The sequence below is a fragment of the Roseibium sp. genome (assembly GCF_965232425.1).
In the GTDB taxonomy this organism is placed as follows: domain Bacteria; phylum Pseudomonadota; class Alphaproteobacteria; order Rhizobiales; family Stappiaceae; genus Roseibium.
This window is the reverse complement of record NZ_OZ246971.1, coordinates 2726319-2753183: the sequence shown is the minus strand read 5'-3', so window position 1 is coordinate 2753183 and position 26865 is coordinate 2726319. Positions and strand designations below refer to the sequence as shown.

Below are 26865 nucleotides of genomic sequence, written 5' to 3'. Positions count from 1 at the left end.
GCATTTCCTCTCATGTAGCCCCCCAGCCGCGCCCCTGCAAGACGGCACTTTCAAGATCTTGGGATTGTCCGAACGCCGCCTTTGACAGGGTCACAGGCGAATCCGATGCTCAAATGCAACACTTCGCCAAAACAAGGATTCCTTAGGCTTTGAGTAAGGCTGCTTCGTGCTATCTTGCACGCAAATGATCTCCATATGGATGTGGCCTGAATGTTCAAGACCTTGACACGCGTTGCGCTCGCTCTCGCCATGGGCGCCGCGTCCGGAAGCGCCCTCGCACAGAGCAGTGAAATCTCCGCTGAGGATGCGACGAAACAATTCGTGGTGGACCTTGGCATCGGCGCGATCGTCCAACCCCGGTATGAATCGGCGGATTCCTACCTGGTTTACCCGATGCCGATCATTTCGGTCGGCCGCTTCTACCTTCCCGGCCTCGGTCAGGTGGTTGACGGACGCCGCAGGGCAGGCGTGTTCTTCTTCCCGTCCTTCAATTTCATCGGCGAACGCAAGGCGAGCGACAGCTCCGACCTTACCGGCACCGACACGGTCGACTGGGCGCTTGAACTCGGGCTCGGCGGCGGCTTCCGCACGGAACATTTCCGCGCCTTCGCCGAACTGCGCCAGGGCATCAACGGTCACACCGGCCAGGTCGGCCAGCTGGGAATCGACGGTATTCTTTACCCGGGCGACAAGTGGGAATTCAGCTTCGGGCCCCGCGCCAGCTTTGCGTCGGGCGAATACATGGACACCTATTTCGGCGTGACCGCCACGGAAGCCGCCAACAGCGGCGGCCGCCTGACGCAGTATGATCCGGGTGCCGGTTTCAAGAGCGTCGGTGTTGCCGCACGCGGCAGCTATGACTGGAACGACGACGTGCGTCTGCATATTCGCGGCGGCTATGACCGTCTGGTCGGCGACGCGGCGGACAGCCCGATCGCGGAAGCCGGCAGCAAGGACCAGTTCAGCATCGGCGTCGGCGTCAGCTACCGGTTCGCGTTCGACGTTTTCTGAGAGTTGAGGATACTCGCTCACAAACGCACAAAAGGAGGCTCAAGGCCTCCTTTTTCTTTGGATCGGTCGATGTGAAGTCGCGTCCTAGTAGGAACACTCGATCAGCTCGATGCCTTTCGGCAGCTTCGTGGTCGCGTCGCCGCAGGCGCCCAGGATCCGGCTCGGATCGAGATTGTCCGCGCCGGTCAGGTCGGCACCGACCAGACGCGTGCGGCGCAGGAGCGCGCCATCGAAATCGACATTTGTCAGGTTGGCATTGGAGAGGTCGGCACTGACCAGCCGGACACCGGTAAAATCAGCTCCGGAGAAGTCCGCGCCGTCGGCCTTGATCCGGTCCAGTTTTCCCTGCCGGATGCGTGCATTCTTGAAATTCGCGCCGTTCAAGTCCACCCGCTCCAGGTTCACGCCGTCCATCTTGGCGCCTTCGAACGAAGCGCCGGTGGCAACCGAACGGATGAACGCGGCGTTGCGCAGATCGGCATTGTCGAAAACGGCTCCGTTCAGGATGCTGGCGTTTAGATCCGCGTCGCGCAGATCGACCCCTGTCAGATTGGCGTCGGTGAAGTCGGCTTTCTCCAGATCGGCGGAGCGCATGTTCGAACCGGTAAAGTTGCTTCCGGCGAAGTTCGCCCGCTCCGCTTCCGCGCGTCTCAGATCGGAGTTGCGGAAATCGCCGCCGGTCAGCACGGCTTCCTTCAGGTCCGTTTCGCGCAGGTTGGTGCGGTTGAAATCCGGATTTTCAACATTCAGGAACCTGAACTCGGTCAGTCTCAAATCGCATTTGGGACAGCCGCCGTTCTCCTTGATCTCGGCCATTTTCTCTTCATCGCTGCCGGCCAGGGCACCGCCGGCAATCGACAGGAAAGCCATTGCACCCAAACCTGCTGCAAGAACATGCGTAACCCGGTTCGTCATTCCAAACCCTTTTTTCGATCTGACCTAAAGATAGGTATCCAACAGCAACAGTTTAAGGACGGTTTCTGTCCAGAAAACGCCTATTGACAAAAATGCTATGAGATTGCGGTCAAAATATCACCCGAATTGTGCAGCAGCGGGGCTGACACAAGTCTTGTCCGGGTCTGTTTTGGGCAAAGCAAAGTGGGAAGAAAGAAGCGGGCGGGGTCGCAGATGCCCGCTTCTTTCCACCACATAAGGCGCTGACGACGCACAACCTGACAATCAGCGTGCCAATCAGATCGCAAAAGCCTTGCCAGTTTGTTGCCCGGAAAAAGTATCCAGATCTAGTCGGTCGTACTTACGCCACCACAAAATGCTGATTTTGTTCAGGAAGTCTTCATATGTCATGCATTGCATTCTGCAACGCTGGTTGCGAACGTGGCTAACAAGGCGTTAATCGCGTTTCGGGTTGTGCGCGCCGGCTCAGGCGAACTCGTCCCTGAGATCAATGGTCGACCGCTTGCCGATATCGTCGAAATGCGCATCCAGCCATTCTTTAGCGGTGTCGCGTCCCAGATCCCGCAATTCGGTCAGGAAGGCCCATTCGGCATTCATTTTGGACGAGGCCTGGAGCGGTTTGAGTTCACGCGCAAAAATCCGGTGCATGTGCACCTTCATGTATTCGTCCTTCGAGAGTTTTCCTTCTTCGATGAGCCGCGTGACGAAATCGATCGCCCGGAGTTCTCTCAACAGGGTGGAGTTGAACGTGATCTCGTTCAGCCGGTTGACGATCTCTCGCGCCGTTCTCGGAACCTCGCGCCGCTCGAGCGGGTTGATCTGGATGAGAACGACATCCGGCGTCTCGGTATTGTAGAACAGCGGATAGAGCGGCGGATTGCCCATGTAACCGCCGTCCCAGTAGGGTTCGCCATCGATCTCCACCGCCTGGTAGAGCTGCGGCAGGCAGGCCGATGCCATCACCGCGTCCAGCGTGACTTCCTTTTCGCTGAACACCCGGATCTTGCCCGAAAAGACATTGGTCGCCGCAATGAACAGCTTGACGCCGGAGCAGCAATGCACCTTGTCGAAATCGACCATCTTCTCGACGACATCGCGGAGCGGATTGATGTTGAGAGGATTGAATTCGTAAGGGGACGCAAATCGCGACAGAACGTCGAAGTAGAGATAGCTCGGCGAGTGATCGAGGCTCCAGTTGCCGAGCATGACGTCAAGCGGCGAGCGCTGGATGGGACTGAAGCGGGCCTCGTCGCTGACCTCGCGCCAGAACGCCTCGAGGCTGGCACGCGCGCCTTCCTCGCCGCCTGCTTCCATGCCGCTGGCCAGCACGACCGCGTTCATGGCTCCGGCGGATGTTCCGGTGATCGCCTCGATGGAAAAACGGCTGTCCTCCAGAAACCAGTCGAGAACACCCCAGGTAAAGGCGCCGTGGGCGCCTCCGCCTTGCAATGCGAGATTGATCTTCTTGGCAGCAGCCACGTCCGTCGCCTTTCCCCGAAATTTGACCCTTGCAGATTTACTGGGCGGTCCAGCCACCGTCGATCGGCAGGACCGAGCCGGTGATCGACGATGCCGTATCGCTGCACAGGAACACGGCATATCCCGACACCTGGTCGACCGTGACGAACTCCTTGGTCGGCTGCGCCTTGAGCAGAACCTCTTTCTTGACCTGCTCCTCGGTCATGTTGCGCGCTTTCATCGTGTCCGGGATCTGCGCCTCGACGAGCGGTGTCCAGACATAGCCGGGGCAGATCGCGTTCACGGTGATGCCCTGCTCCGCCACTTCCAGGGCGACCGTTTTCGTCAGGCCTGCAATCCCGTGTTTTGCCGCCACATATGCGGATTTGTAGGGAGACGCCACGAGCGCATGCGCGGAAGCCGTGTTGATGATCCGGCCCCAACCGCGCTGTTTCATGCCAGGCACGGCGGCGCGGATCGCGTGAAACGCCGAGGAAAGGTTGATCGCGATGATCGCGTCCCATTTGTCGACCGGAAACTCGTCCACGGGCGACACGAACTGGATACCGGCATTGTTGACCAGGATGTCGACCGACCCGAAATCCTTTTCGGCGTCCGCCACCATGGCCGCAATGTCGTCCGCCTTGAGCATGTTTGCCGGTGAATACGCACACCGGACGCCGAAATCGGCTTCGATTGACGCCCGTGTCTGCTCGATTTCGTCAGCATCGCCGAGACCGTTGATCACGATGTTGGCACCCTGTTCGGCGAAGGCGCGGGCACAGCCAAGGCCGATCCCCGAGGTTGATCCGGTAACAACGGCGGTTTTGTTGGCAAGCATGCGGGATCTCCCAGGCAAGAAAAAATCTGGAGCCACATTTCACCAGTTATCGCCGCACTGCAACATCACAATGATGAAAAGTGATGCAAGCCGGACCGGCTGCCTAGGGTACGGACTCATAAATGAAGTCAATTTGGTTTGGATCGTTTTGACCAACTGCGAGGAGCGAAAGCGCAGGAAATGTGGTTCATTTTCAAGCCTTTCGCGACGTGGCAGATGGTCAAAACGGCCAAATCCGAAGGACGGCAAAATGGCTTCATTTATGGGTCCGTACCCTAGGTGAGATCAGTCCCGCTTGACGCGCCTTGCACCGGCGAGCGCTTTGTGTGCGCGCTCGCGCGCCACCTGTCTCTGGGCATCGGCCTGCAGGTAATCCTCTTCCCGAAGACCGAGTTTTTCGGCGAAGCGCTCGCGGATCAGCCCGTAGAATGTTGCATGCAGGCTGGAAAAGACCCAGACCAGGATCAGCATGGTACCCATCGGGAAGATTGCGGACCGGACCTGCTGCCAGAGATCGCTCGCCGGGACCAGACCGTCGCTGACACTCAGGAGAAAGCCCCAGACGAAAACCAGGAAACCCGCCAGCAGGCTCATGATCAGCGCCGAAAAGGCCATGGCCCAGCCCATCCCAGACGTTGCATGCCAGCTTTCTTTCAGGGACAGCGGATCGTCGACCGCCGCAGCTGGCAGGACAACGGAGAGCCTCTGGACCACCATCAGCGCGATGAACGGCGCGAACACCATCAGCAGCGCACCCAGACCGCCGGTCAGGGCAGCCGCTATCGACGCAGCAATGATCAGCGGGATGAGCGACAGGAACCCGATCAGACCAAGGACGATCTGGAAGAAGATCACCCTGATGGTACGCCTACCAACCACGACGGGAAAGTCGCGCGCATCGATCAGGATGCGCCGGACATAGGCTATCGCGATTGAAAATCCGACCAGCAGGTTGGCAAGGGCTGCAAGCGTGCGCAGCGCCCCCTCATCCGCCTTGGCGACCGGTTCCGTCATGTAGGACACGGTCGAAAACCCGCTCTCGGGCATCAGCGCGGATCCGATGGCAAAATTGAGTGCGAGCAGAAGCAGGATATAGGCCCAGCCGGTTCTGAAAACCGTCCCGACATTGTGTTGCGCCAGGGACAAGGATCGTTCCAGCACGGTAATGAACATGAATTGCCCCCAGGATGACCGACACGCTTCACTATAGGTAGAGATTCCTTAGAAAATCGCTAGCGCTGCGCGCAGCAACGCTCAATTCCGTATGCTTTTCGCCGCACTTTTCCATCCAGTGCTGGAAAGTTGGGCCAAATTCCCTCATATGGTGGACAAACATCCTCAACCGGTTGGCTTCAGTCATGATCGATGATTTCGCAAAACCCCTGCCCCGCCGAAAATCCGTGGGTGTCATGGTCGGCAATGTCCAGGTTGGCGGTGATGCGCCGATTGTTGTGCAATCCATGACCAACACCGACACGGCCGATGCGGATTCAACGGTTGCCCAGGTCGCGGCTCTTGCCCGATCCGGGTCGGAGGTGGTGCGCATCACCGTTGACCGGGCAGAGGCCGCTGCACAAGTGCCGCGCATCAAGGAACGGCTGCAGCGCATCGGCATCGATGTTCCGCTGGTTGGCGACTTTCACTATATCGGCCACAAGCTCCTGACCGATTATCCCGATTGCGCCGCCGCGCTCGACAAGTACCGCATCAATCCGGGAAATGTCGGCTTCAAGGCCAAGCGCGACACGCAGTTTTCGCAGATCATCGACATCGCTCTGAAGCACGACAAGCCGGTACGCATCGGCGTCAACTGGGGATCGCTCGACCAGGAACTGCTCACGAAGCTGATGGACGAAAACGCGGAAAGTGCCGATCCGGTGTCCGCGGCCGCGGTCATGCGGGAGGCGATCATCCAGTCCGGCCTTTTGTCGGCGGAGCGGGCCGAAAGCCTCGGCATGGGCCGCGACAAGATCATCCTGTCTGCCAAGGTCAGCCAGGTTCAGGATCTCATTGCGGTTTACGCCGATCTGGCGCGCCGCTGCGACTATGCGCTTCATCTCGGCCTGACCGAAGCCGGCATGGGCACCAAGGGCATTGTCTCGTCGGCTGCCTCCATGGGCATCCTGCTGCAGCAGGGCATCGGCGACACCATCCGCGTCTCGCTGACCCCGGAACCGGGCGGCGACCGCACCCGCGAGGTTCAGGTGGCCCAGGAGCTTCTTCAGGTGATGGGGTTCAGGGCGTTCGTTCCGGTCGTGGCGGCCTGCCCCGGATGCGGCCGCACAACCTCCACCGTTTTCCAGGAACTGGCGAGCGACATTCAGGACCATATCCGCGAATCGATGCCCGCGTGGCGCGAGCAGTATCCGGGCGTCGAAAGCCTGAACGTCGCTGTGATGGGCTGCATCGTCAACGGCCCGGGTGAATCCAAGCATGCCGATATCGGCATTTCACTGCCCGGCACCGGCGAAACGCCCTCGGCCCCCGTCTTCGTGGACGGCGAAAAGGTGGCGACACTGCGCGGTGATGGCATCGCGGACGAGTTCAAGAAGATGGTTCTGGACTATATCGAGAAGCGCTACGGCACCGGTGCGAAATCATCGTCCGATGCAGCCTGATCCCGCCGAAGGGCATTCCGCATGATGCAGCCCGAACCGCCGAAAGCACCGCTTCTGGTGATCACGTCCCAGGTCGTCCGCGGCGGCATCAGCGGCCGCGGGCTGACCTTTGCGCTGGAGCGGATCGGACACGCCGTCTGGTTTCTTCCGACGGTTCTGCTGCCCTGGCATCCGGGGCACGGCAAGGGCACGCGCATCGTCGCCCCCTCTGATGATTTTGCAGCGCTCGCCCGCGATCTTGCGGCGTCTCCGAAACTGGCCGAACTTGGTGGCGTCATGACGGGGTATCTCGGCAATGCCGAACAGGCGGCGCCGATCGCCGGACTGGTCAAGGCCGTGAAGACGGCCAACCCGGACGCGCTCTACCTGTGCGATCCGGTGCTCGGCGACCATCACAGCGCGACCGGCGGCGGGCTTTACGTTCCGAAGGCAACGGCGGAGGCAATCCGGGACGAACTGGTGCCACTTGCGGATATCGTCACACCCAACTCCTTCGAGCTTGGCTGGCTGACGCAGCGCGAGGTCGAAACCGAGCTCCAGGCCCTTTCCGCCGCACGGTCGCTCGGTGCAAAGCGGGTCCTGATCACCTCGTCGCCGGCGCTCCGCCGCAATTCGATCGCCAACCTGCTGGCGGGTCCGCGTGGCGCGGTCGCAGCCGAACACGCCGCCATAAACAATCCGCCCCACGGCACCGGCGATCTCATTGCCGGGCTTTTCCTGTCGAATGTCCTGGCCGGGTTTGACGATGAGGAGGCCCTGAAACGCGCCTCTGCCTCGATCTTCGAGCTGGTTGCGAGAAGCGTCAAGAAAGGCGCCGACGAACTGCTCTTTGCGGAGGAACAGCAATCTGTCGTGCGCGCGATGGCGCTGGTGACGTCCCGCCGCGTGCTTGAATCGAGAAGCCGTGCCTGAGAGTGCCGGCACCTGGGTCGCCGGCGTTGACGGCTGCAAGGCCGGCTGGGTCGCCGTGTTGCGCAATCTCGATGATCCTGCCGGCCTGCGTCTGGAGGTTTTCCCGTCCTTCGCCGGCATTCTGGCATGCGATCCAATTCTTGCGATCATCGCGGTCGACATGCCCATCGGGCTGCCGGAGACGCTCGACCAGACCGGCAGAGGCCCGGAAAAGGCCGCGCGCAGACATCTGGGCGAACGGCAATCCTCCGTCTTCTCCGTCCCGTCGCGCGCCGCCGTCTACGAGACCGATTACCTGGACGCGTGCGAAACCGCCCAAAAGACATCGGAACCGCCCAGAAAAGTGTCCAAGCAGTGCTTCTACCTGTTCCCGAAAATCAGGGAAATCGACGCGCTGATGACACCGGAGCTGGAAGACCGTGTCTTCGAGGTGCATCCGGAACTCGCCTTCTGGCGGCTGAACGGCGGGCGGGAAATGAGCCTGCCGAAAAAGGTCAAGAGCCGCGCAAATCCCGACGGCCTCGACCAGCGCCGGGACCTGCTCGTCTCAAAGGGGCTGCCTGCCGCCTTCCTCGATCAGAAACCGCCGAGAGGCTGCGGCCGGGACGATCTCCTCGACGCAGCCGCCAACAGCCTGATTGCCGAGCGCTGCCTCGGGGGCATCGCGAAACCGTTTCCCGACCCGTTCCGGCGGGACGGGCGCGGATTGCGCATGGCGATCTGGGCGTAATGGGGTGACGTAGGCAATCCTGTCATCAGGAAGTCACCCGACTCGTTAGAGCCTCTCTTCGCAAGCTATCATGGAAACAGTGTCAGGCAGCATCGCGGCTGTCCGCTGATACCGCTTGCAGGAGGATATTCACGTGAGGCGATTGAAACTTGTATCGGCTGCGGCGATCGGATTCGCGCTTGCCTATTCCAGTCCGATTGATTTTTCGGGTGTTTCTTCCGGATTGCCGATCGTCGCTGGCATCGGAACCGCGAAGGCACAGAACGCAGCACGCAACACAGCGCGGCGCACCTCCAGGCGCACGACCCGCCGCGTCAATCGCCGGACCTCCGTCGCTGGATGCAGCCCTTACAACGCCTACTTCAATTGCGGCGGTGTCTATTATCGCCCCGTCGTAGAAAATGGCGTCACTGTATATGTCGTTGTAAATCCTTGATGTTTCGGAGATCGTCATGACATTTTTCCTGCGCATTCGCAGCATTTGCATCGCTTTCGGGTTCGCGGCCGTCAGCACGGCAGCAACGGCCCAGGGCCCAGTACAAGGTGTCCTCGAAGCATGCGAAACGGAAATCACCACCTATTGTGACCAGGTGACGCCCGGCCACGGCCGGATGCTGTCCTGCATGTATGCCCATGAGGACAAGATCAGCGACGCCTGCGCCAACTCCATCGTCGACCTTGCCGACGCTCTTGATTTCATGTTCGCCAATGCCAGCGAGGCCATTGCCATTTGCGCCGCCGATATCGAGGCCAACTGCTCCGGCGTCGAATTTGGCGGAGGACGTGTTCTCTCCTGTTTGAAAGAGAATGCGGACAAGGTTTCATCCGATTGTCAGCCTGTCATGAAGGCATTTGCGGAAAAGTTCGGTCTCGAAGACTGACGTCTCAAACCGCGCCGTGTCCCGTCCGCTTGCCGCTTGGCCGAACCCGGGTCAGGCGGGTCTATAGCGTTCCGAGCAGTGCGTTGATTTCCGCGCCCAATGCCTCGTGTTCCACGATCTCCCCGTGACACGGCACGATCATGGTCGGCACCTCTTTTGACAACCGCTGTCGCACCCAGTCCGAAAATCGCTTTTTGTCCTCAAGCCCGTAGGTCGGAAACGTCTTCAGAAAACCGGCGCGCGCGCGCTCATCACCCTTGTCCTGAAGACCGCAAAAGGCATCGGTGACGACCCAGACGATCTCGCGCGCTGCACGGATGACCATCCAGACTTCGCCGGTCTTGAGTCCCTCGGGTTCCACAAGCGACACGCTGTCCGGAAGCGCCTTGCGGAGCTCTGCAAGATCTCCGAAACGGTATCCCGTCACCTTTTTGAGCCTGGGCCTGGCAGCGTCCGAAGCGATGAGGTCGGCGTCTTTGAAGGTCGCGACATGCTCCGCTATGCCCTTGTTGTGATAGTGGTTGGGCGCAAACAGGAAGCGGACGTCATAGGTCTCTGCAAGTGCCGCACTCGTCTTCTGCACCGGGCTGTAAAGACAGACGCCGTCTTCCCGGAGATCCGTGATCACGCATCTGAGGTTGCCGCGCCGCAGGGTGCTGAGACCCGGAACAGCGTCAACCTGTTCCGGGATCGGGGGTGTCTTCGTCATGCGCTCCGCTCCATGGCCCGCAATTGATCGCACAGCACGCCAACCAGAAAGCGTCCGCCCCGGTTGGACCCGTCCAGACGGTTCTGCACATGAACCCCCATGACCCCGGACACCAGCCCCTTTGCCATTGAAGGACAGTCCGTCGACGGATCGATCCGCGCCTCGGCGGCTGCGTTTTCAAGGCAGGTCTTGAAACAGATCTCGAGTGCCTGCCAGTAGCGCCGGACGGCTTTTTCAAGCCGCGGACTTCCGACCCGTGCATTTTCAATTCCCGTGTTTACCACCAGGCATCCGTGGGCACTGGACGTCATCGAGCCGTCGGTCACCAGCGCTTCCAGGAAATCGACAATGTCCTGAATGTCGCCATCTCTCATCGGCCGCATGGCATGGTCGATGGCCTTTTCGCTGTAGAAATCCAGCGCCTCCAGATAGAGCCCCTCCTTGCCGCCGAACTCGGTCCGAATCGCGAATTGGTTCAGGCCCGTCAGACGTTCCAGCTCCCTGAGGCCGAGGGCCTGGTAGCCATGCTGCCAGAACGCAAGGACCACGCGTTCGATGACCTCTTCCCTGTTGTAGCTCTTCGGACGTGCCATTGAATCATTTCTCTACGATTGCAGTGAAATTATTCCTATACAATTGCAGAGGAATGTCAAGTGCCCGTCTTTCCCGGCTCGGGCGGCTTGCCCCTTCCCTTTTCGTCAGAACCTGTTAAAAGGCGCGCCGCCTGCCGCGAGCAGGCCACCGGTCGCAGCCTACCCGGTGCCAGCGAAAACAAGGGACCACATCGTTGAAAACACTTGTCATCTGTTCCGGCGGAATGGATTCCGTCACTCTTGCGCACAGGATCGCGCAGGATCATGAGCTTGCCGGCCTCATCTCCTTCGACTACGGCCAGCGCCACAGGAAGGAACTGGAGTTTGCCGGTCTGTGCGCCGAAGAACTCGGTACCGAACATATCCTGATGGACATCTCCAACATCGGCCACCAGCTCACCGGCTCGGCTCTGACCGACGATGTCGATGTTCCGGACGGGCACTATGCCGAAGACACAATGAAGATCACCGTTGTGCCGAACCGCAACGCGATCATGCTTGCCATCGCCTTTGGCATCGCGGCCTCGCGCGGCGCCGATACGGTGGCAACGGCCGTCCATGGCGGTGACCACTTCATTTATCCGGACTGCCGCCCGGCCTTTACGTCCAGCTTCGAGACAATGCAGCGCTACGCGCTGGACGGGTATGCCGAAATCAGCCTGTTCACGCCCTATGTCAGCATCAGCAAGGCGGATATCGCCGCCGAAGGCCTGCGGCTCGGCCTCGACTACCGCAAGACCTGGTCCTGCTACAAGGGCGGCGAAAAACACTGCGGGCGCTGCGGCACCTGCGTGGAACGCCGGGAAGCCTTTCATCTGGCAGGCGGCGTCGATCCGACGGACTACGCGGACGCGGACTTCTGGAAAGTGGCCTGCAATGTATAGGATCACGAAGGAATTCCACTTCTCCGCCTCCCACCAGTTGCACGGCCTGCCGGAGGACCATCCCTGTGCCAGGTTCCACGGTCACAACTACGTCGTGGAAGTTGAGCTGGCCTCCGAAGAGCTGAACGCGATCGGCTTTGTCCGCGATTACAACGAACTCAAGTCGCTGAAGACCTATATCGACGAAACGCTCGATCACCGCCATCTCAATGACGTCCTCGGCGATGACTGCGTGACCGCGGAACGCCTGGCGCGGCACCTTTTTGACTGGTGCAGAAAAGCCTGGCCGGAAACGGCGGCCGTGCGCGTCAGGGAAACCCCGAAGACCAGCGCCGAGTACCGGCCGCTTGTCCATGTTCCGCCGGATCAGCGCCCATGACCGCGGCAACGATACGAGTCAACGAGATCTTCGGCCCGACTATCCAGGGAGAGGGCGCCCTGATCGGTCAGCCGACCGTTTTCGTGCGCACCGGCGGGTGCGACTACCGGTGTTCCTGGTGCGATACGCTGCATGCGGTCGACAGCGCCTACAGGGATGAATGGCAGCCGATGACACCCGCCTCGATCCTGATGCAGGTGGACATTCTGTCCGGCGGGCACCCGCTGATGGTGTCGCTCTCCGGCGGCAATCCGGCCATTCAGCCGCTCGGCCCGCTGATCCATCTGGGCCAGGAGGACGGCTACCGGTTTGCACTGGAAACCCAGGGCAGCATCGCAAGGGACTGGTTCGGGGACCTCGATCTGCTGACCCTCAGCCCGAAGCCGCCTTCCAGCGGAATGGAAACGGATTGGCAAAGGCTCGCGGAATGCGTGGAGGCGGCGGGACCGGCAACCCGGGTGGCAATGAAGGTGGTCGTTTTCGACGATGCCGACTATGCCTATGCCCGCGAGGTCGCCAGCCGCTACCCTGGGCAGCCGCTTTACCTGCAGCCGGGCAACCACACACCGCCGCATCCGGGCGAGGAAGACGGCTTCATCGACATGAACGGCATCATGGACCGCATGCGCTGGCTGGTCGGCAAGGTCACGTCGGACCGGCTGTATTCTGCAACCGTTCTGCCGCAACTGCACACGCTGGTCTGGGGCAACCTGAGAGGCGTCTGACCAGGAAACGAACGCCCGCCATCCGGACTGTGAAGCGGAGGGAGGGCGACAAGGAGACAACCATGTCCGACAAGAGCATTTATGAAAACCTGACACAGCTTGGAGCGGCGACGGACCTGCCCGACGATCCGGAAAAAGCCGTCCTGGAAAAGGTGCCGAACCCGCAGGCCGGAACGAAATACATGGTCCGCTTCGTTGCCCCGGAATTCACCTCGCTGTGTCCGATCACGGGCGCCCCCGACTTTGCCCATCTCGTCATCGACTACGTTCCGCGGGACTTCCTGGTGGAGAGCAAGTCCCTGAAACTGTTTCTGGGATCGTTCCGCAATCACGGCGCGTTTCACGAGGACTGCACGGTGTCGATCGGCAAGCGTCTGGTCGACCTGCTGGACCCGGAATGGCTCCGGATCGGCGGTTACTGGTACCCGCGCGGCGGCATACCGATCGACGTTTTCTACCAGACCGGCCCGGCACCCGACGACGTCTGGATCCCAGAGCAGGGCGTCGCCTCCTATCGCGGACGCGGTTAAGGAAGTTCAAGTCACACCCTATTGCGGCGTTGGCAGGGAAAGCTCCGGTGCCGGCTCGATCGTCTGGGTCGTCACCATTTCGAAATTGGGCGCAGTGGTCTCGTAGAGCGCCTTGACGATGAAGCCGTCGTCGCGCGAAAGCCAGTAGGTATACCGGTTTTCCGTGACCATGCCCTGGCTCACCGTCAGGTCGGCGGCAACCTTTTCCAGAACCACCCCGTCGATGGTCTCCTCACCGCACGCGGCATTGCGGATGGTTTCCGCATTGGTCTTTTTCGCCGCGATCGCACCTTCCGCGTTCTGGGCACTGTCGAGATCGCGCACCTTGGCCCATGTCTTGCCCGCGTCCGCCGACTGGTACATGACGTTCTGATAGGTCAGCACCCACGGACCGGCCGGATTGGTCGGCACGGTCATGTGATGATCCTGGCTGAGATAGAGAAAGTCATTGACCGTGGCCGGCGCGCCCTTGAACTGGGTTGTCGCGACCGTTTTCGTCGGAACGCCCTGGTCGAGCTGCATGTAGATCTCGGTGAAACGGTCACTGCAGTCATCGGCGAGAGCAGGCTGCGCAAGCCCGGCAAGGACCACGGCGGCAATCCCGGCCGGCGTCTTCGAAATTGTCATCAGTACCCCCTGAAAAATATCGTATCTGCAACGTGATCCTTGCCGGTCTTCCAACTCTGCGCTCACCTCACTCCGCAGGAGCGTTGGCGCCGCCCGGCCGCCCCCCTTCGAAGGCCTTGTCCTTGATCTCGACGAACTTGTCGGACATCTGCGACAGCTTCGCGTCCCATTCCGGGTTCGGTGTCTGGCCGTCCGTCACCTTGAAGAACACCTGCATCATCAGTGTGATGGCGAGCGGCTCCAGAACGGCGGCCTTCACCGCCCAAGCGAAAATGATCGCAAAGACGAGACCGCCCGCACTCCAAGAACCAGGCATCAGGTAGACCAGCCCGGCAGCCGGTGCGAGCATGAACAGGAACACCAGGATGGCGATGATATAGGTGAAGAGGGCAATGAAGGCGGCGTTCTTCAGCATCGGCTGGTAGTTCTGCCCGTAGAGAACCAGCGCTTCGCGCGCCGAGGCCCAGGCATTGTCGGAGCGGGTGCGAATGGCATGGGCAAGAATCACTTCGTCGACGAACCCAACGGCAACCTTCATGAAGGCCCTGAACAGCGACACAAGACCGTTCAGCCCCGGGATCGGCAGCACCGACGCGATACCTTCGACAACACCGCTGATCGTGCGGATCACGCCTTTCACGAGCTGGTCGAGCCCGAAAAGCGCGCTTGACTGGACGAACCGTTCCTTGACCACGCTTGCGCCATAGGCGACCTGGCCTTGCCCGTCGGGCAGGTCCTTGCCGTCCATCAGTTCCACCAGAACCGCAATATGCCCGGCCTTCACCGTGTAAAGGAGATATTCGCGCAGCAGATAGATCACGGTCGCCGTCAGCCCGAAGCCGATGAGGCCACCCCAGAAAGCGAACCCGGCCTGCGAATCCGGACCGCCGAACCAGCCAAGTCCGTAGCCGACGCCCGCGCCAAATCCGGTAACGACAACATAGGCAACGGCAATGCCGCCATAAACAATCACTCTGAAAATCAGATAAGGAAATGTCCGCACCATCAATCCGACGGCGCGGGAAAAATCAAAATCCCACATAAACTGGCTCCTGTTTTTGACAGGTTTCCACGACAACGGACGTAAGGTTAGCCAATCTTTGGGCGCGGCGACAAGCGGCCACATCACATATGGATATTTTTCGCAGAGAGGTTCGATACCCTCACGTCATCTCTCCGCCTTGTCCCCCGGCGTATCATGATCATGCGGGTGGAAGATCCCGTGATACCAGAAACTGTCCCACAGGTGCCGGTGGCCCGGTTTCTCGCGCATTTCGACACGGTCGAGATGTTCGCCGAAAAGGATCACATTCCCGTCCGGATCGCGGGTTTCGAATTCGCGCATCCGCCAGGGCTGGTCCTTGATGTCCTCTGTGATATTGGCGCCGGACGCCTGCGCCAGGGCATGATAGGCGTCGATCCCGTCGACGAAGCAATAGGCGGTGGTACCGCCGGGCTGGTCGCTCTGCGTCAGGTGGACACCGGCCTCTCCGTATTCGAGAACCGCGTAGCGGACCGGCTCGCCCTCGCCGTCCGCCCACTCGAAGGCGACGGTGAATTTCAGGCTGTCCCGGTAATAGGCGAGCGCTTGGCCGAGATCGCTGACCCGGAGGACCGGGGCGATGTGGGAAATCTTGGGCGGCCGTGCTTGGGACATTGTTCAACCCCGATCTGACAGATTGCGGACGGGGGCACGAACTCAGTAGCACTCCAGGGTGGCTGTCGCGTTTTCGAACCGTCCGTCTTGAAGATCTTGCGTCGAAATCGTGAAATAGACAATCCCGGCGTCGCCCCACGCCCAGTGCATGGCATCGTCGCTCGCCAGGTGCAGGAGCAGGACGCGCGACGTCGGGCCGCCTTTCGGCTCGGACTGGACGCCATCGAAGGCCCCGCCCGTCCGGTGCGGCCGGTTGTCGTTCAACCGGCGCCAGTAGGGTTCGAAACGGCTGAGAACGTCCGCCGGGATCAGAGGCCGGTGTTCGGGATCGGCATAATAATCCGCGACATATTCCCAAAGGCGCACATAGGCCGCGTTGTAGAGCCCGGAAAGCGAGACATCCTGCTCGAACGCCTGCACGCCCTGTTCGCTTCCCTCGGTGTCCCGGAACTCGAAATAGCTGGTCCGGGTCTGGTCGAGATGAACGGCAATATCGGCCCATTCCCCGTTTGAAAGCGCCCTGTCCGGCTCGTCCGAGCGAAGCTGGTTGATGATGTCACGCAGGTCGCGCAAGGCATCCTCCCGCCAGCTCTCGTTGGCACGGATGGTTTCCTGCCGGTAGTTCCGAAGCGAAACCGGCGACGGAAACCGGTCAAGCACCGCGGCCAGTCTCTTGTCGTGTTCCAGCCGTTCCTCCAACTGCCAAAGGCGTTCAAGGTCCGTTTCGGGCTTTGCACCATCCGTTTCGGCGGCAGCACTCAGGGATTGTTCCAGCTCCCTGATCTCGTGTTGCAAGGCGGAGACATCCGGCCTGAGCGCGCGATAGACCTCCGGGTCCTCCAGCGCGTCCAGAACCGTTTGCGGCAGATCAGGCTTGAGGGGCTGCTTGGCGAGGCGGGTCTCGATAGACGTCAGGACGGCAAGCGCCATCCGCACGGTGAACGGCTCCGGCACCGGTGGACGTTCGGCATCGGAGACCTCCTTGCCCGCATAAAGCACATGCGCGAAGCGGTCCGGCGCGACGCGCAGGACTTCGCCGTCACGAACGACCCGGTTCGGCACGGTCACGAAATCAACCGGCCAGCGGCGCCAGGTGTTCGGGACGCCACCTGCGCCCCCGGAATGCCCATCATGAGGCGCTGTTTGGGTTCCGTCACGGACCGGATCCAACTCCGGAGGCGCCGGACGCTCGGACCCGAGCACGCGCGTGTGGATCACTTGGCAGCCTTCGGTCCGCCCGTCCAGATCGCGGGTGTTCGGATCAATGAAAAAGAGAAGCCAGCCGTCGCGCGGCCCCAGCCCGCCCCAGAGTTCCTCCGGCAGCTCCGCACAACAGATCTGCCCCAGAAAATGAAGCGGGATTTCGCCGCGCTGCGGATGGCCGAGCGAGATCGATTTCGGCCAAGGTACGTTGTCGGGCATCATCGGAAGCCCGCCGAACCATGATCGTGGCTTTTCATCGGAGCGGATCGGAACCTGTCTGCGCAGCACAACCGAAACCGTTTCCAGTATTTCAGCCGACACCCGTCGTGATGTGTCCGGAGGGGAAACGGAACTCGCGGCGCCGCCGTCGAATGCCAGCCGCGCGCTGTCGGCGGCACTCCCGGTGCCTGCACGGGCCGCCGGCTCCGGGACGGGCCGCCTGATGCGCCGCGCCGCCCGGTTGCTGGATTGCTCGAGGATATCGTGGATACGATCCGGCTCGACCGTGAAGGCGGGCGAGACCGTTCTCAGCTTGGGGCCCCTGGGGAGAAAGCCGACAATTTTAGACAAAAACAGCCAAAATCCGATAATAAAAATCATTAATAGTAAAGTTAACCCTGCAATAAATACCAATCCTGCTTCGCTATAAATATCCTCGGGCATTGCAACGTCCAAATATTATCAGTCTCACACCTCATATTTACTTTCAGACATTAAGCTCGGGTAAATTGAATTGTGAGAAAGATAACGAACGCGCCAAGTTTCCTGGTCAATAACGAAAACGGGCCCCGAAGGGCCCGCTCAAAGTTCAATCCGGCTTCAACAGGGATCAGCTGCTCACCAGGTTCCGCAGCACGTAGTGCAGGATGCCGCCGGCCTTGATGTATTCCAGCTCGTCCTCGGTATCGACGCGGCACAGGCACTCGATGGTCTTGGTGGTGCCGTCCTCGTAGGTGACTTCCACGTCCATCATCTGCCGCGGCTTGATGTCGGCGATGCCCCGGATGGTGACGCGCTCGGTGCCCTTGATACCGTGGGACTGCCAGCTCTCGCCTTCCTTGAAGGTCAACGGAATGACGCCCATGCCGACAAGGTTGGAGCGGTGGATGCGCTCGAAGGACTGGGTGATCACGGCGCGCACGCCGAGCAGCTTGGTGCCCTTGGCCGCCCAGTCGCGCGAGGACCCTGTGCCGTATTCCTTGCCCGCGAAGATCACCAGCGGCGTGCCGGCTTCCTTGTATTCCATGCAGGCGTCGTAGATCCATTCCTTCTTGCCGTCCTTCATCGTGACGCCGCCTTCGACGCCCGGCACCATCTGGTTCTTGATGCGGATATTGGCAAAGGTGCCGCGCATCATGACCTGGTGGTTGCCGCGGCGCGAGCCGTAGGAGTTGAAGTCCTTGCGGGCGACCTGGTGCTCGGACAGATACTGGCCCGCCGGGCTGTCGGCCTTGATGGCACCGGCCGGAGAGATGTGGTCGGTGGTGATGGAATCCAGGAACAGGCCCATGACCGCGGCATTCTCGATGTCCTCGAGCGGCTGCGGTTCCATGGTCATGCCCTCGAAGTAAGGCGGGTTCTGGACGTAGGTCGAGGAGACCGGCCAGGTATAGGTCAGCCCGCCTTCCACCTTGATGTTCTGCCAGTGTGCATCGCCCTTGAAGACGTCGCCGTAGCGCCCGCGGAACATCTCTTCGGTGATGGAGGCGCGGATGAGATCGGTGATCTCTTCCGTGCTCGGCCAAATGTCCCGGAGATAGACCGGATTGCCGTCCTGGTCATTGCCGAGCGGGTCTTCGGTGATGTTGACGTTCAGGTTCCCGGCGATGGCATAGGCGACAACCAGCGGCGGCGATGCAAGGTAGTTGGCGCGCACATCCGGGTTCACCCGTCCTTCGAAGTTGCGGTTGCCGGACAGAACCGAGCAGGCGATCAGGTCGTTGTCGTTGATCGCAGCCGAAATGGCCGGATCGAGCGGACCGGAATTGCCGATACAGGTGGTGCAGCCGTAACCGGCTAGGTCAAAGCCGAGCGCGTCGAGATCGTCCTGCAGGCCGGCCTTTTCCAGGTAGTCGGTCACAACCTGGGAGCCCGGCGCCAGCGAGGTCTTCACCCACGGCTTGACGTCGAGGCCCTTTTTCAGCGCGTTGCGGGCGACGAGGCCCGCTCCGATCAGAACCGACGGATTGGACGTGTTGGTGCAAGAGGTGATTGCCGCGATAACAACGTCGCCATTGCCGAGATCGTGGTCCTTGCCCTCGACCGCGACCCGCTTGGAAAGTTCGTCCGCTTTCTTGAACTCTTCCGCCATGGTCTTTGCGAAGCCGCTGGCGGCATCAGAAAGATTGATGCGGTCCTGCGGGCGCTTGGGCCCGGAGACGGCCGGAACGACCGTGGTGATATCAAGTTCCAGCGTATCGGTGAATTCGGGCTCTTCGCCGCCGGCGCGGAACATGCCCTGTGCCCTGGAATAGGCCTCGACGAGGGCAACCCGGTCCTTGTCGCGGCCGGTCGCCTCAAGATATTTCAGCGTTTCGTTGTCGACCGGGAAGAATCCGCAGGTCGCGCCGTATTCCGGAGCCATGTTGGCGATGGTCGCCGCATCTTCCAGCGACAGGTTATCGAGACCGGGCCCGTAGAATTCCACGAACTTGCCGACAACGCCCTTCTGGCGCAGCATTTCCACCACCCGCAGCACCAGGTCGGTCGCGGTGATGCCCTCATTCAGCTTGCCGGTCAGCTTGAAGCCGATGACTTCCGGGATCAGCATGGAAATCGGCTGGCCGAGCATGCCGGCCTCCGCCTCGATGCCGCCGACGCCCCAGCCCAGAACCGCCAGCCCGTTGACCATCGTCGTGTGGCTGTCGGTGCCGACAAGCGTATCCGGGTAGGCGATCGTCTCGCCGTTTTCTTCCTTGGTCCACACCGTCTGCGCAAGATATTCCAGGTTCACCTGGTGACAGATGCCAGTTCCGGGAGGCACGGCGCGGAAATTGTCGAATGCGGACTGGCCCCAGCGCAGGAATTCGTAGCGCTCCTGGTTGCGCTCGTATTCCAGTTCCACATTCAGCTTGAACGCGTCCTTGGTGCCGAAATAGTCGACCATCACCGAGTGGTCGATGACCAGGTCGACCGGAACCAGGGGATTGACCTTTTCCGGGTCGCCGCCGAGCTTCACCGCGGCATCGCGCATGGCCGCAAGATCGACGACCGCGGGAACGCCGGTAAAGTCCTGCATCAGCACGCGCGCAGGCCGGTAGGAGATCTCGTGCGAGGATTTTTTCTCCTTCAGCCACTCGGCACAGGCAACGATGTCTTCCCTGGTGACAGAGCGGCCGTCTTCGAAGCGCAGCAGGTTCTCAAGAACGACTTTCAGGGAAAACGGCAGCTTGGAGACACCTTCTAGACCGTTTTTCTCCGCTTCGGGAATGGAGAAATAGGTGTAGGTCTTGTCACCGACCTGAAGAGTCTTTTTGCAATTGAAACTGTCAAGGGACTGGGTCACGGCACGTGCTCTCCTTCACTGTCCGCAGCAGCAGGTTCGCGTCTGACCCGCTGCCTGTCATGATCTCCGGCGGCTCCGCGGATGGAGCCGAAAATGCCCGTTTCCGGTGGACCGACGGGCTATGCCGTCGAATGCGCACCGCCTCGCTGCCCCTATACAAAACTTTGGCGCTGATCACCAGCGTTAGCGCACGATTGTCCCGCAAGCGGGGCAACAAGTGATCGGCCGTGAAGGCTGGAGCCCCGTCGAACGGATCAGATTTTATATACAAACGTATACAAAAATTTCCAGACCTGGACATGAGGATTTTTGACGCCGTTTCCCGCCACCGGCACGGGACGAAGGGCCCTGTGCGGATTGACAATGTCAATACAACCAGAGATCGGACTTTGCCGTTGGCACCGGATTATTGCCACGTTAACCCGTTCCCGCTATCAAAACGGCCATGCGGCGCTTGTTTCTGACCTTCCTGATACTCGGCCTGACGGCCCCCCTGATCGCGGTCAACGCGCAGGAACCGGTTCGCGAACCGCTGGAAATCGGGGACTCGGGCGAGGAATATCTACGGTCGATCCGCCTGCGGGGGATCGATCCGGACGTCGCCTACTATGATCCCACGGCCCCGGCGCCCAAGCTTGAAACCGAACAGCAGCCCCTGCAGCCGGCGGCCCGTTCCGGATCGGAAAACGTCCCGTTGCCCGGTGCGCGCTGGACCTTCATGCTGATTGCCGGTCTCATCCTGGCCGGCATCATCTATCTTGTGCTCCGCTTCGGCGGAAACATCGCGATCACGCTGCAAAGAGACGCAGACAACCCCGAAAGCCGCCGCGCAGCCGGGCCTCAGAACACGCCGGCCTGGGCGGAAAAACTCGGATCGTTCAATGATATCCTGGGGATCGCGGACAGGCGCCAGGCCCTGGTTTTGCTGACGCAGAAGGTTCTGGCGACTCTGGCGACGACCAACGGCGTCCTCATGCAGCGCAGCTGGACCGCGCGCGACACCTTGCGCAACATCCCGCTCGCGGACGCCCAGCAGACCCTTCTGCGCGCGCTTGTCCTGACCAGTGAGCGCGTGCAGTTCGGCGGCCGGGACGTGTCGGAGGACGAGTTCCGGGACCATGTCTCTTCCTGCCAGCGACTTCTGGGAGCCGGTGCATCATGAGCGAGACGTCCACAGCACCCCGCTCCGGCGGCCCGCGCATCGAGGTCCTCGTGATTGCGGCCGTCGTCGTCGTTGCCGCGCTGGCCGTCTGGTATGTCATGTCGCAGCGCCAGCAGACCCTGCGCAGCTCGCCGTCGGGCCTGGACGGCCTCCAGGTCTGGCTGACCTCCAATGACATCACCTCCTACAATTTTTCCGGCGGCTGGCCGATCGACCAGACCACCGTCGATCTCCTGATCCTGCCCATCTATGACACCGCGCTGGACGTCGCGCGCACACCGCCGGCGTCCAAGGAGGAATATCTGCTTCAGTCGGATGAATATGACTTCGCGACCGAGTCAATCCTCACCAAGGCGCAAACCGTTCCAACACTTGTCGTGCTGCCGAAGTGGCGCAGCGGCATGCGCCTCACCGGGATCGCGCACCCGGTGCTGCTGATCGAACCCGGCAAGATCGGGGACACACTTGAGGAAATCACCGGCGGGGGTACAGCGGACCTTGTCTACGGACGAACGCCTTTTACCGACTTCAGCTATCGCACCACGGATGGCGCCACGCTCGGAGCCAGGCTCTATGCCGCACAGATGTTCCGCAAGGAGGGCTGCGATCCGATCATAGGGACATCCGATGCGATGATATTGGGCAGTTGCCCGCTTCCCGCCGACGCATCGCTTGAGGAGGACGGCGCACGCGATCGCGTGCTTGTCCTGTCAGACCCGGATCTTCTGAACAACCACGGTCTTCGTCTCGGCGACAACGCGCAAATCGCGGCGGACTTCCTGTCGTCACGGACCGGCGAGGGCAACATCGTTATCGACTACAGCCGCACATCCTGGTTGCGCGATCCGTTCCAGGAACCGGTTCGCGAACGCACATGGGCCGATCTCAGCCGTTTTTTCGGTCCGCCCTTTCTCATTCTGTGGCTTGGCGCGGGTGCCCTGCTCGTGCTGTTCCTGTGGTCCGCCGCACTCCGGTACGGGCCGGTCCTGCGCGAGCGCGCCACGGCCGGCTCGGGCAAGGCACTCGCCATCGAGGCGCGGGCCCGGCTGATGCGGCTTTCCGGTCAGGACGGGGCGCTCGTGCACGAATATGCAGCCGCCCGGATATCGGCGGTGGCGGCCTCGCTCTTCGGGCCTTCACACGCCCGCCACTATGCGAGCGAGGATGAATTCCTGAAATTCGCGGACCGCCGGCATCCGGACGAGGCAGCCCGGCTCCGGTCGGTCCTTGCCGAGATCAGACGACTGCCCGCACGCATTCACGCCGCAGAAGCAATTCACCTCATAGACGAGTTCGAACAGGTTTTGGAGCAAATCACCCATGACGCTTGAGGTCCTACGCCAACGCACGGACACCCTGAGAGCCGAGATCGGAAAAGCCGTCCTCGGCCAGGACGAAATCATCGACCTTCTGCTGGTCGCTCTGTTTGCGCGGGGTCATGTCCTGCTTGAAGGACCTCCGGGAACGGCCAAAACGCTTCTGGCGCGCAGTTTTTCCGCTGCGCTCGACCTTGATTTCGGCCGCATCCAGTTCACGCCGGATCTCATGCCCGGTGATGTTCTCGGCACCTCGATCTTCGATTTCAGGACGAATGAATTCAATCTGACCAAGGGACCGGTCTTTTCCCAAGTGCTGCTTGCAGATGAAATCAACCGCGCGCCACCCAAGACCCAGGCCGCCCTGTTGCAGGCCATGAACGAGCGCACGGTTTCGATTGATGGCACCGACCATTCCCTCGGCAGCGAATTCATCGTTGTCGCGACGCAGAACCCGATCGAACAGCAGGGCACCTACCCCCTGCCCGAGGCCCAGCTGGACAGGTTCCTGTTCAAGCTCATGATCGATTTCCCGCCCGAGGCGACGGAAATGGCCATCCTGCGCCAGCATGCGGCACAGCCGCTGGAATCGGGACTGGAAACGGCGACGCTGTCGAAGGTGCTGGACGCGGCCGCGCTCGCGGAAACCCGCAAGCTGGTCGACGGCATCATCCTGAAGGACGACATCCTCGCCTATATCCTCCGTCTCGTCAGGGCGACACGCCAGAATTCCGAAATCGCATACGGCGCCTCGACCCGCGCCGCCGACGCGCTGGTCAGCGCAACGCGGGCGACCGCAGCGCTCAACGGGCGCGACTTCGCCATCCCCGACGACGTCAAACGCCTGTTCGTGCCGTCGCTTCGCCACCGGATCGTTCTTGGTCCGGCTGCCGAAATCGAGGGGCGCAGCGCCGATCAGGTTCTAGACAACATTCTCAACCAGATCGAGGCACCGCGCTGATACGTCCGTCGAAAAGATTGCTCGCCCTTGCCGGCGTGACGCTTCTGGTCTCCTTGACCATGATCGTCGCGAGCACGGCGCTGCGCGATCTTGCCCTTCTTCCCTGGTTGCTTCTCGGACTGCTGGTCGCCTTCGACATGGCGTCATCGCTGCAGCGTCCGAAAAATCTGACCTTCGAGGCACCCCCGGAAATCTTCGTCGGTGAGACGGTCCGCCTCCGGCTCGCCCTTGATCGGGCACCGCGGAACCTGAGCGCGAAACTGGAGTGGCCGGAAGGCCTGAGCGGCGCGCACGAGATCGCCTTTCTGCCCGGTGCCGACGGCACCGGCCGCGCGGACATGGAGGTCCGCGCGGTGCGGCGGGGCATCTGGCATCTGGAACATCTCTGGCTGTTCTGGGTGTCGAAGCTGAGACTGCTCGAGTTCGTCCCGAGGCTCAACATGGAAGCCGAACTTCGTGTCGTGCCCAACATCCGGCAGGTGCAATCCGGTGAAATCACGACGACGGTCATGTCGACCCTCTACGGTGTCAAGGAAAACCGCGCCCTCGGCGAGGGATCCGAATTCCACCAGCTGCGCGACTTCGTGCCCGGCATGGACATAAAGTCGATCGACTGGAAACGTTCGGCCAAGCGCCGCTCGCTGGTCGCCAAGGAATTGCGCGCGGAACGGAACCACCACGTGATCATCGCCCTCGACAACGGCTATCTCATGCGCGAGGAAATCGCCGGCCTGCCGAAGATCGACCACGCGGTCACGGCGGGTCTCGCAACGGCCTGGGCCGCCGCGGTCGGCGGCGATCTCGTCGGCTACTATTCCTATGATGTCCGCCCCAGAACCTTCGCCGCCCCGGCCCCCGGACGCAATGCCTTTGCCCGCTTGCGCAACTGGACCGCGGAACTCTCCTATGTCAGCCGGGAGACCAATCACACGCTCGCGCTCACGGAACTGAACGCGCGCACGCCCAAGCGCAGCCTGATCATTGTCTTCACCGACTTCATCGACACGACCTCGGCGGAACTTCTGATCGAGAATATCGGCATCCTTGCAAAGCGCCATCTCCTGATCTTCGTCGCCATTCGCGATCCCGACATGGAAACCCTGGTTGAAACTGCGCCGGACAGCCTCGACGGCGCGGCGACCCTCGTTGCGGCCAACCAGTCCATGAACGAACGCAGGCTCGTGCTGGAAAGGCTTGCCCGCATGGGAGTGACGATCGTCGACGCCAAGCCGAACGCGGTCACGGCCCGCCTGATTTCGACCTACCTGGAAATCAAGGCGCGGGAGATGATTTGATGCAGGATCAGGATCTCATGCGCTCGGCGCGCTTTCGCAAGGAGCGGGAAGCTGACTGGCAGCGGCTTGAGCAGCTCGTCCTGTCCGCGGAAAGCCGCGGCGTGCAGCACATGGATTTCGCAGAGGCCCGGGACCTGGCATCCCTCTACCGGCAGGCGACGACATCGCTCGCAATCGCGCGCGAAATCTCACTCGACAGGGCATTGCTCGGCTACCTGGAAGCTCTGACCGCCCGCGCCTACCTGTGTGTCTATGCGCCTCAGGAACGCCTTGGCGGCCTCTTTCGGAAGTTCTTCACCTACAGCGCGCCCCAGGCCATGCGCCGCTCCTGGCCTTTCATCCTGCTCGGGTTCCTGTGCATGGGGCTGGGCGCCCTTTCCGGATACCTGCTCTATTTCGAAAGCCCGGACTGGTACTACGTCTTCATGCCGGCGGAACTGGCCGGCGGACGCGGACCCGACGCCACCTACGAAGCCCTCCGGTCCGTCATTTACGACGAGAACCCGGACGCTTCCGGACTGGGCGCGTTCGCTACCTATCTGTTCTCGCACAATACCCGCATCGCGATCTTCGTCTTCGGACTGGGCGTGTTCGCCTGTGCGCCCGCGATCGTTCTCACATTCTACAACGGCCTGATGCTTGGGGCCTTTTATGCGCTGCATGTCGACCGCGGCCTCGGCCCGGACATCGCCGGCTGGCTGTCGATCCACGGGGTCACGGAGCTCTCGGCAATCTGCATCGCCTGTGCCGGCGGGCTGAAGCTCGGAACAGCATTGATGTTTCCCGGTGACGTCTCGCGCATCACGTCGCTGCGGCTGGCGGGCCGAGATGCCCTGAAACTGGCGCTTGTCGCCGCGCTGATGCTTCTGGTCGCGGCATTCCTGGAAGGTTTCGGCAGGCAGCTCGTCCAGGACATCTACATGCGCTTCATCATCGGCTGGGGCATCGGCGCGCTCTGGCTGAGTTGGTTTGTGTTCGCGGGGCGTGACCACAAATGATCCCAAGGCTGCGGAAAAAACGGAAAACGGAACGCCCTTCGCCCGATCAGCTCATGCCGCCGGAAGGCGTGCCGCTGACAATGCAGGTTGCCGGTGTCGGTGTCCGGCTCGGTGCGCAGATCGTCGACATCGCCATCACGACCGCCGCTCTAATCTGCATCATGATCCTGTTTGCAACGCTGAACATCACCGGACCGCAGACCCTCGTGGCAATCGGCGCGCTCCTGTTCTTCCTCATTCGCGTTCCCTATTACATCCTCGCCGAACTGGCCTGGAACGGTCAGACGCTCGGCAAGCGCATCATGAAGATCAAGGTCGTCTCCCATGACGGCGGTCCCCTGACGACCCACGCTCTGGTCCTTCGCAACATGATGAAGGAAGCCGAGGTGTTTCTGCCCGGGACGCTTGTTCTGATGCTGGACGCGTCCTCCCCTCTGTCATCGCTCCTTGCCTTCGGGTGGATCGCGGTGTGCCTGTTCATACCGATCTTCGACCGCTATCGCCGGCGGCTGGGCGACATGATGGCCGGCACGCATGTTATCCACCTGCCGGTCCCAGTGCTCCTGAAGGACCTCGCTCGGGAACCCCGCGCGCTGACCCAGGACCGCAAGGGGTTCGTGTTCCTGTCCCACCAGCTCGACCATTACGGCGCGTTCGAACTGCAGACACTGGAGGGGCTCCTGCGCGCGCAAGAGACGCGCCCGGCCGGCAATATCCTGGCGGAACGGGACAAGACGATCGCAACGATCGTCGAGAAGATCCGCAAGAAGATCGGCTATGCCAGCCCCGTTCCGCCCGGAGACCGGATGAAGTTTCTGCAGGCCTTCTACAAGGCACAGCGCGAGCATCTGGAACAGCGCCAGCTTTTCGGAGACCGACGCGAAAACAAGCACTATGCGAAGAACGGCGAGGATGCGTGAGTGACCTGCTGAAATCTTCCGGAGATCCGGAGTTA

General features: G+C 61.3%; 27 protein-coding genes. 15 read left to right on the top strand and 12 right to left on the bottom strand.

Going from position 1 to position 26865, the window contains the following annotated elements; all coding sequences use genetic code 11:
- Positions 1-210: 210 nt before the first annotated feature.
- Positions 211-1011 (top strand): MipA/OmpV family protein, encoded by an 801-nt coding sequence (locus ACO08A_RS12635; RefSeq protein WP_421980133.1) that lies wholly within the window; start codon positions 211-213, stop codon positions 1009-1011.
- An 84-nt stretch (positions 1012-1095) separates the two neighbouring features.
- Here ACO08A_RS12635 and ACO08A_RS12630 read toward each other — a convergent pair whose 3' ends face one another.
- The 4 genes from ACO08A_RS12630 to ACO08A_RS12615 all read right to left on the bottom strand — a co-directional run bounded on the left by ACO08A_RS12630 (position 1096) and on the right by ACO08A_RS12615 (position 5398).
- Entirely contained in the window at positions 1096-1926 is an 831-nt protein-coding gene (locus tag ACO08A_RS12630) for a pentapeptide repeat-containing protein (protein WP_422041381.1), read from the bottom strand.
- 465 nt (positions 1927-2391) lie between these two features.
- Positions 2392-3405 (bottom strand): patatin-like phospholipase family protein, encoded by a 1014-nt coding sequence (locus ACO08A_RS12625; RefSeq protein ID WP_421980135.1) that lies wholly within the window; start codon positions 3403-3405, stop codon positions 2392-2394.
- A gap of 37 nt (positions 3406-3442) precedes the next feature.
- Entirely contained in the window at positions 3443-4225 is a 783-nt protein-coding gene (locus ACO08A_RS12620) for a 3-hydroxybutyrate dehydrogenase (RefSeq protein WP_422041380.1), read from the bottom strand.
- A 285-nt stretch (positions 4226-4510) separates the two neighbouring features.
- Positions 4511-5398, bottom strand: a complete 888-nt coding sequence (locus tag ACO08A_RS12615) for a 4-hydroxy-3-methylbut-2-en-1-yl diphosphate synthase (RefSeq protein WP_422041379.1) — start codon at positions 5396-5398, stop codon at positions 4511-4513.
- Positions 5399-5583: 185 nt separating this feature from the next.
- Here ACO08A_RS12615 and ispG point away from each other — a divergent pair, with 185 nt between their 5' ends.
- Genes ispG through ACO08A_RS12600 form a run of 3 tightly spaced genes read left to right on the top strand, consistent with a single transcriptional unit; the run spans position 5584 to position 8485 of the window.
- Positions 5584-6843 carry a flavodoxin-dependent (E)-4-hydroxy-3-methylbut-2-enyl-diphosphate synthase gene (gene ispG, locus ACO08A_RS12610; RefSeq protein WP_421980138.1) on the top strand — a complete coding sequence of 420 codons (1260 nt, stop codon included), beginning with the start codon at positions 5584-5586 and terminating at the stop codon, positions 6841-6843.
- Between the two features lie 21 nt (positions 6844-6864).
- On the top strand, positions 6865-7755 hold the full coding sequence (pdxY, locus tag ACO08A_RS12605; RefSeq protein ID WP_422041378.1) for a pyridoxal kinase: 891 nt from the start codon (positions 6865-6867) through the stop codon (positions 7753-7755).
- The gene (locus ACO08A_RS12600; RefSeq protein WP_422041377.1) at positions 7748-8485 is read left to right on the top strand and encodes a DUF429 domain-containing protein; all 738 of its coding nucleotides are present in this window, start codon (positions 7748-7750) and stop codon (positions 8483-8485) included. The genes pdxY and ACO08A_RS12600 overlap by 8 nt, the downstream gene beginning before the upstream one ends.
- A gap of 82 nt (positions 8486-8567) precedes the next feature.
- On the opposite strand, the gene ACO08A_RS12595 is transcribed toward ACO08A_RS12600, so the two are convergent.
- Complete coding sequence (locus ACO08A_RS12595; RefSeq protein WP_422041376.1) at positions 8568-8939, bottom strand: hypothetical protein; 372 nt, start codon at positions 8937-8939, stop codon at positions 8568-8570.
- Between ACO08A_RS12595 and ACO08A_RS12590 the strand changes: the two genes are divergently transcribed.
- Entirely contained in the window at positions 8938-9366 is a 429-nt protein-coding gene (locus ACO08A_RS12590) for a cysteine rich repeat-containing protein (RefSeq protein WP_422041375.1), read from the top strand. The two genes, ACO08A_RS12595 and ACO08A_RS12590, sit on opposite strands and share 2 nt — an antisense overlap.
- A 61-nt stretch (positions 9367-9427) precedes the next feature.
- Here the strand turns inward: ACO08A_RS12590 and ACO08A_RS12585 are convergent, their stop codons facing one another.
- On the bottom strand, positions 9428-10075 hold the full coding sequence (locus tag ACO08A_RS12585; RefSeq protein WP_422041374.1) for a hypothetical protein: 648 nt from the start codon (positions 10073-10075) through the stop codon (positions 9428-9430).
- Positions 10072-10668 carry a TetR/AcrR family transcriptional regulator gene (locus ACO08A_RS12580; RefSeq protein WP_422041373.1) on the bottom strand — a complete coding sequence of 199 codons (597 nt, stop codon included), beginning with the start codon at positions 10666-10668 and terminating at the stop codon, positions 10072-10074. The genes ACO08A_RS12585 and ACO08A_RS12580 overlap by 4 nt, the downstream gene beginning before the upstream one ends.
- A gap of 194 nt (positions 10669-10862) precedes the next feature.
- Here ACO08A_RS12580 and queC point away from each other — a divergent pair, with 194 nt between their 5' ends.
- From queC to queF, 4 genes are all read left to right on the top strand, one after another.
- Positions 10863-11552, top strand: coding sequence for a 7-cyano-7-deazaguanine synthase QueC (gene queC, locus ACO08A_RS12575; protein ID WP_422041372.1), 690 nt, complete (start codon positions 10863-10865; stop codon positions 11550-11552).
- Positions 11545-11931: a 6-carboxytetrahydropterin synthase QueD gene (queD, locus tag ACO08A_RS12570; protein WP_422041371.1), complete on the top strand. Its 387-nt coding sequence runs from the start codon at positions 11545-11547 to the stop codon at positions 11929-11931. The genes queC and queD overlap by 8 nt, the downstream gene beginning before the upstream one ends.
- Positions 11928-12656: a 7-carboxy-7-deazaguanine synthase QueE gene (queE, locus tag ACO08A_RS12565; RefSeq protein WP_422041370.1), complete on the top strand. Its 729-nt coding sequence runs from the start codon at positions 11928-11930 to the stop codon at positions 12654-12656. Before queD ends, queE begins: the two co-directional genes overlap by 4 nt.
- A 62-nt stretch (positions 12657-12718) precedes the next feature.
- Positions 12719-13186, top strand: coding sequence for a preQ(1) synthase (queF, locus tag ACO08A_RS12560; RefSeq protein ID WP_422041369.1), 468 nt, complete (start codon positions 12719-12721; stop codon positions 13184-13186).
- Between the two features lie 18 nt (positions 13187-13204).
- Here queF and ACO08A_RS12555 read toward each other — a convergent pair whose 3' ends face one another.
- The 5 genes from ACO08A_RS12555 to acnA all read right to left on the bottom strand — a co-directional run bounded on the left by ACO08A_RS12555 (position 13205) and on the right by acnA (position 20178).
- Complete coding sequence (locus ACO08A_RS12555; RefSeq protein WP_422041368.1) at positions 13205-13813, bottom strand: hypothetical protein; 609 nt, start codon at positions 13811-13813, stop codon at positions 13205-13207.
- 67 nt (positions 13814-13880) lie between these two features.
- Entirely contained in the window at positions 13881-14855 is a 975-nt protein-coding gene (locus ACO08A_RS12550; protein WP_422041367.1) for a hypothetical protein, read from the bottom strand.
- 126 nt (positions 14856-14981) lie between these two features.
- The gene (locus ACO08A_RS12545) at positions 14982-15470 is read right to left on the bottom strand and encodes a glyoxalase superfamily protein (RefSeq protein ID WP_422041366.1); all 489 of its coding nucleotides are present in this window, start codon (positions 15468-15470) and stop codon (positions 14982-14984) included.
- 42 nt (positions 15471-15512) lie between these two features.
- Complete coding sequence (locus tag ACO08A_RS12540; protein WP_422041365.1) at positions 15513-17243, bottom strand: DUF1963 domain-containing protein; 1731 nt, start codon at positions 17241-17243, stop codon at positions 15513-15515.
- A 259-nt stretch (positions 17244-17502) separates the two neighbouring features.
- Positions 17503-20178 carry an aconitate hydratase AcnA gene (acnA, locus tag ACO08A_RS12535; RefSeq protein WP_422041364.1) on the bottom strand — a complete coding sequence of 892 codons (2676 nt, stop codon included), beginning with the start codon at positions 20176-20178 and terminating at the stop codon, positions 17503-17505.
- 445 nt (positions 20179-20623) lie between these two features.
- Here acnA and ACO08A_RS12530 point away from each other — a divergent pair, with 445 nt between their 5' ends.
- The 6 genes from ACO08A_RS12530 to ACO08A_RS12505 are packed head-to-tail and all read left to right on the top strand — an operon-like array spanning position 20624 to position 26830.
- Positions 20624-21340 (top strand): DUF4129 domain-containing protein, encoded by a 717-nt coding sequence (locus ACO08A_RS12530; protein WP_422041363.1) that lies wholly within the window; start codon positions 20624-20626, stop codon positions 21338-21340.
- Entirely contained in the window at positions 21337-22671 is a 1335-nt protein-coding gene (locus ACO08A_RS12525) for a hypothetical protein (protein WP_422041362.1), read from the top strand. Before ACO08A_RS12530 ends, ACO08A_RS12525 begins: the two co-directional genes overlap by 4 nt.
- Complete coding sequence (locus tag ACO08A_RS12520) at positions 22661-23617, top strand: AAA family ATPase (RefSeq protein ID WP_422041361.1); 957 nt, start codon at positions 22661-22663, stop codon at positions 23615-23617. Before ACO08A_RS12525 ends, ACO08A_RS12520 begins: the two co-directional genes overlap by 11 nt.
- Positions 23618-23634: 17 nt before the next feature.
- Entirely contained in the window at positions 23635-24912 is a 1278-nt protein-coding gene (locus ACO08A_RS12515) for a DUF58 domain-containing protein (RefSeq protein WP_422041360.1), read from the top strand.
- On the top strand, positions 24912-25910 hold the full coding sequence (locus ACO08A_RS12510; protein ID WP_422041359.1) for a stage II sporulation protein M: 999 nt from the start codon (positions 24912-24914) through the stop codon (positions 25908-25910). The genes ACO08A_RS12515 and ACO08A_RS12510 overlap by 1 nt, the downstream gene beginning before the upstream one ends.
- Complete coding sequence (locus ACO08A_RS12505; protein WP_422041358.1) at positions 25907-26830, top strand: RDD family protein; 924 nt, start codon at positions 25907-25909, stop codon at positions 26828-26830. Before ACO08A_RS12510 ends, ACO08A_RS12505 begins: the two co-directional genes overlap by 4 nt.
- Positions 26831-26865: the final 35 nt, after the last annotated feature.

Bases quoted from the DNA above. Each gene is read 5' to 3' on its own strand.
- ACO08A_RS12635 (WP_421980133.1), top strand. From the start codon at position 211: ATGTTCAAGACCTTGACACGCGTTGCGCTCGCTCTCGCCATGGGCGCC.
- ACO08A_RS12630 (WP_422041381.1), bottom strand. From the start codon at position 1,926: ATGACGAACCGGGTTACGCATGTTCTTGCAGCAGGTTTGGGTGCAATG.
- ACO08A_RS12620 (WP_422041380.1), bottom strand. From the start codon at position 4,225: ATGCTTGCCAACAAAACCGCCGTTGTTACCGGATCAACCTCGGGGATC.
- ACO08A_RS12615 (WP_422041379.1), bottom strand. From the start codon at position 5,398: ATGTTCATTACCGTGCTGGAACGATCCTTGTCCCTGGCGCAACACAAT.
- ispG (WP_421980138.1), top strand. From the start codon at position 5,584: ATGATCGATGATTTCGCAAAACCCCTGCCCCGCCGAAAATCCGTGGGT.
- pdxY (WP_422041378.1), top strand. From the start codon at position 6,865: ATGATGCAGCCCGAACCGCCGAAAGCACCGCTTCTGGTGATCACGTCC.
- ACO08A_RS12590 (WP_422041375.1), top strand. From the start codon at position 8,938: ATGACATTTTTCCTGCGCATTCGCAGCATTTGCATCGCTTTCGGGTTC.
- ACO08A_RS12595 (WP_422041376.1), bottom strand. From the start codon at position 8,939: ATGACGATCTCCGAAACATCAAGGATTTACAACGACATATACAGTGAC.
- ACO08A_RS12585 (WP_422041374.1), bottom strand. From the start codon at position 10,075: ATGACGAAGACACCCCCGATCCCGGAACAGGTTGACGCTGTTCCGGGT.
- ACO08A_RS12580 (WP_422041373.1), bottom strand. From the start codon at position 10,668: ATGGCACGTCCGAAGAGCTACAACAGGGAAGAGGTCATCGAACGCGTG.
- queD (WP_422041371.1), top strand. From the start codon at position 11,545: ATGTATAGGATCACGAAGGAATTCCACTTCTCCGCCTCCCACCAGTTG.
- queE (WP_422041370.1), top strand. From the start codon at position 11,928: ATGACCGCGGCAACGATACGAGTCAACGAGATCTTCGGCCCGACTATC.
- queF (WP_422041369.1), top strand. From the start codon at position 12,719: ATGTCCGACAAGAGCATTTATGAAAACCTGACACAGCTTGGAGCGGCG.
- ACO08A_RS12555 (WP_422041368.1), bottom strand. From the start codon at position 13,813: ATGACAATTTCGAAGACGCCGGCCGGGATTGCCGCCGTGGTCCTTGCC.
- ACO08A_RS12550 (WP_422041367.1), bottom strand. From the start codon at position 14,855: ATGTGGGATTTTGATTTTTCCCGCGCCGTCGGATTGATGGTGCGGACA.
- ACO08A_RS12545 (WP_422041366.1), bottom strand. From the start codon at position 15,470: ATGTCCCAAGCACGGCCGCCCAAGATTTCCCACATCGCCCCGGTCCTC.
- ACO08A_RS12530 (WP_422041363.1), top strand. From the start codon at position 20,624: ATGCGGCGCTTGTTTCTGACCTTCCTGATACTCGGCCTGACGGCCCCC.
- ACO08A_RS12525 (WP_422041362.1), top strand. From the start codon at position 21,337: ATGAGCGAGACGTCCACAGCACCCCGCTCCGGCGGCCCGCGCATCGAG.
- ACO08A_RS12520 (WP_422041361.1), top strand. From the start codon at position 22,661: ATGACGCTTGAGGTCCTACGCCAACGCACGGACACCCTGAGAGCCGAG.
- ACO08A_RS12510 (WP_422041359.1), top strand. From the start codon at position 24,912: ATGCAGGATCAGGATCTCATGCGCTCGGCGCGCTTTCGCAAGGAGCGG.
- ACO08A_RS12505 (WP_422041358.1), top strand. From the start codon at position 25,907: ATGATCCCAAGGCTGCGGAAAAAACGGAAAACGGAACGCCCTTCGCCC.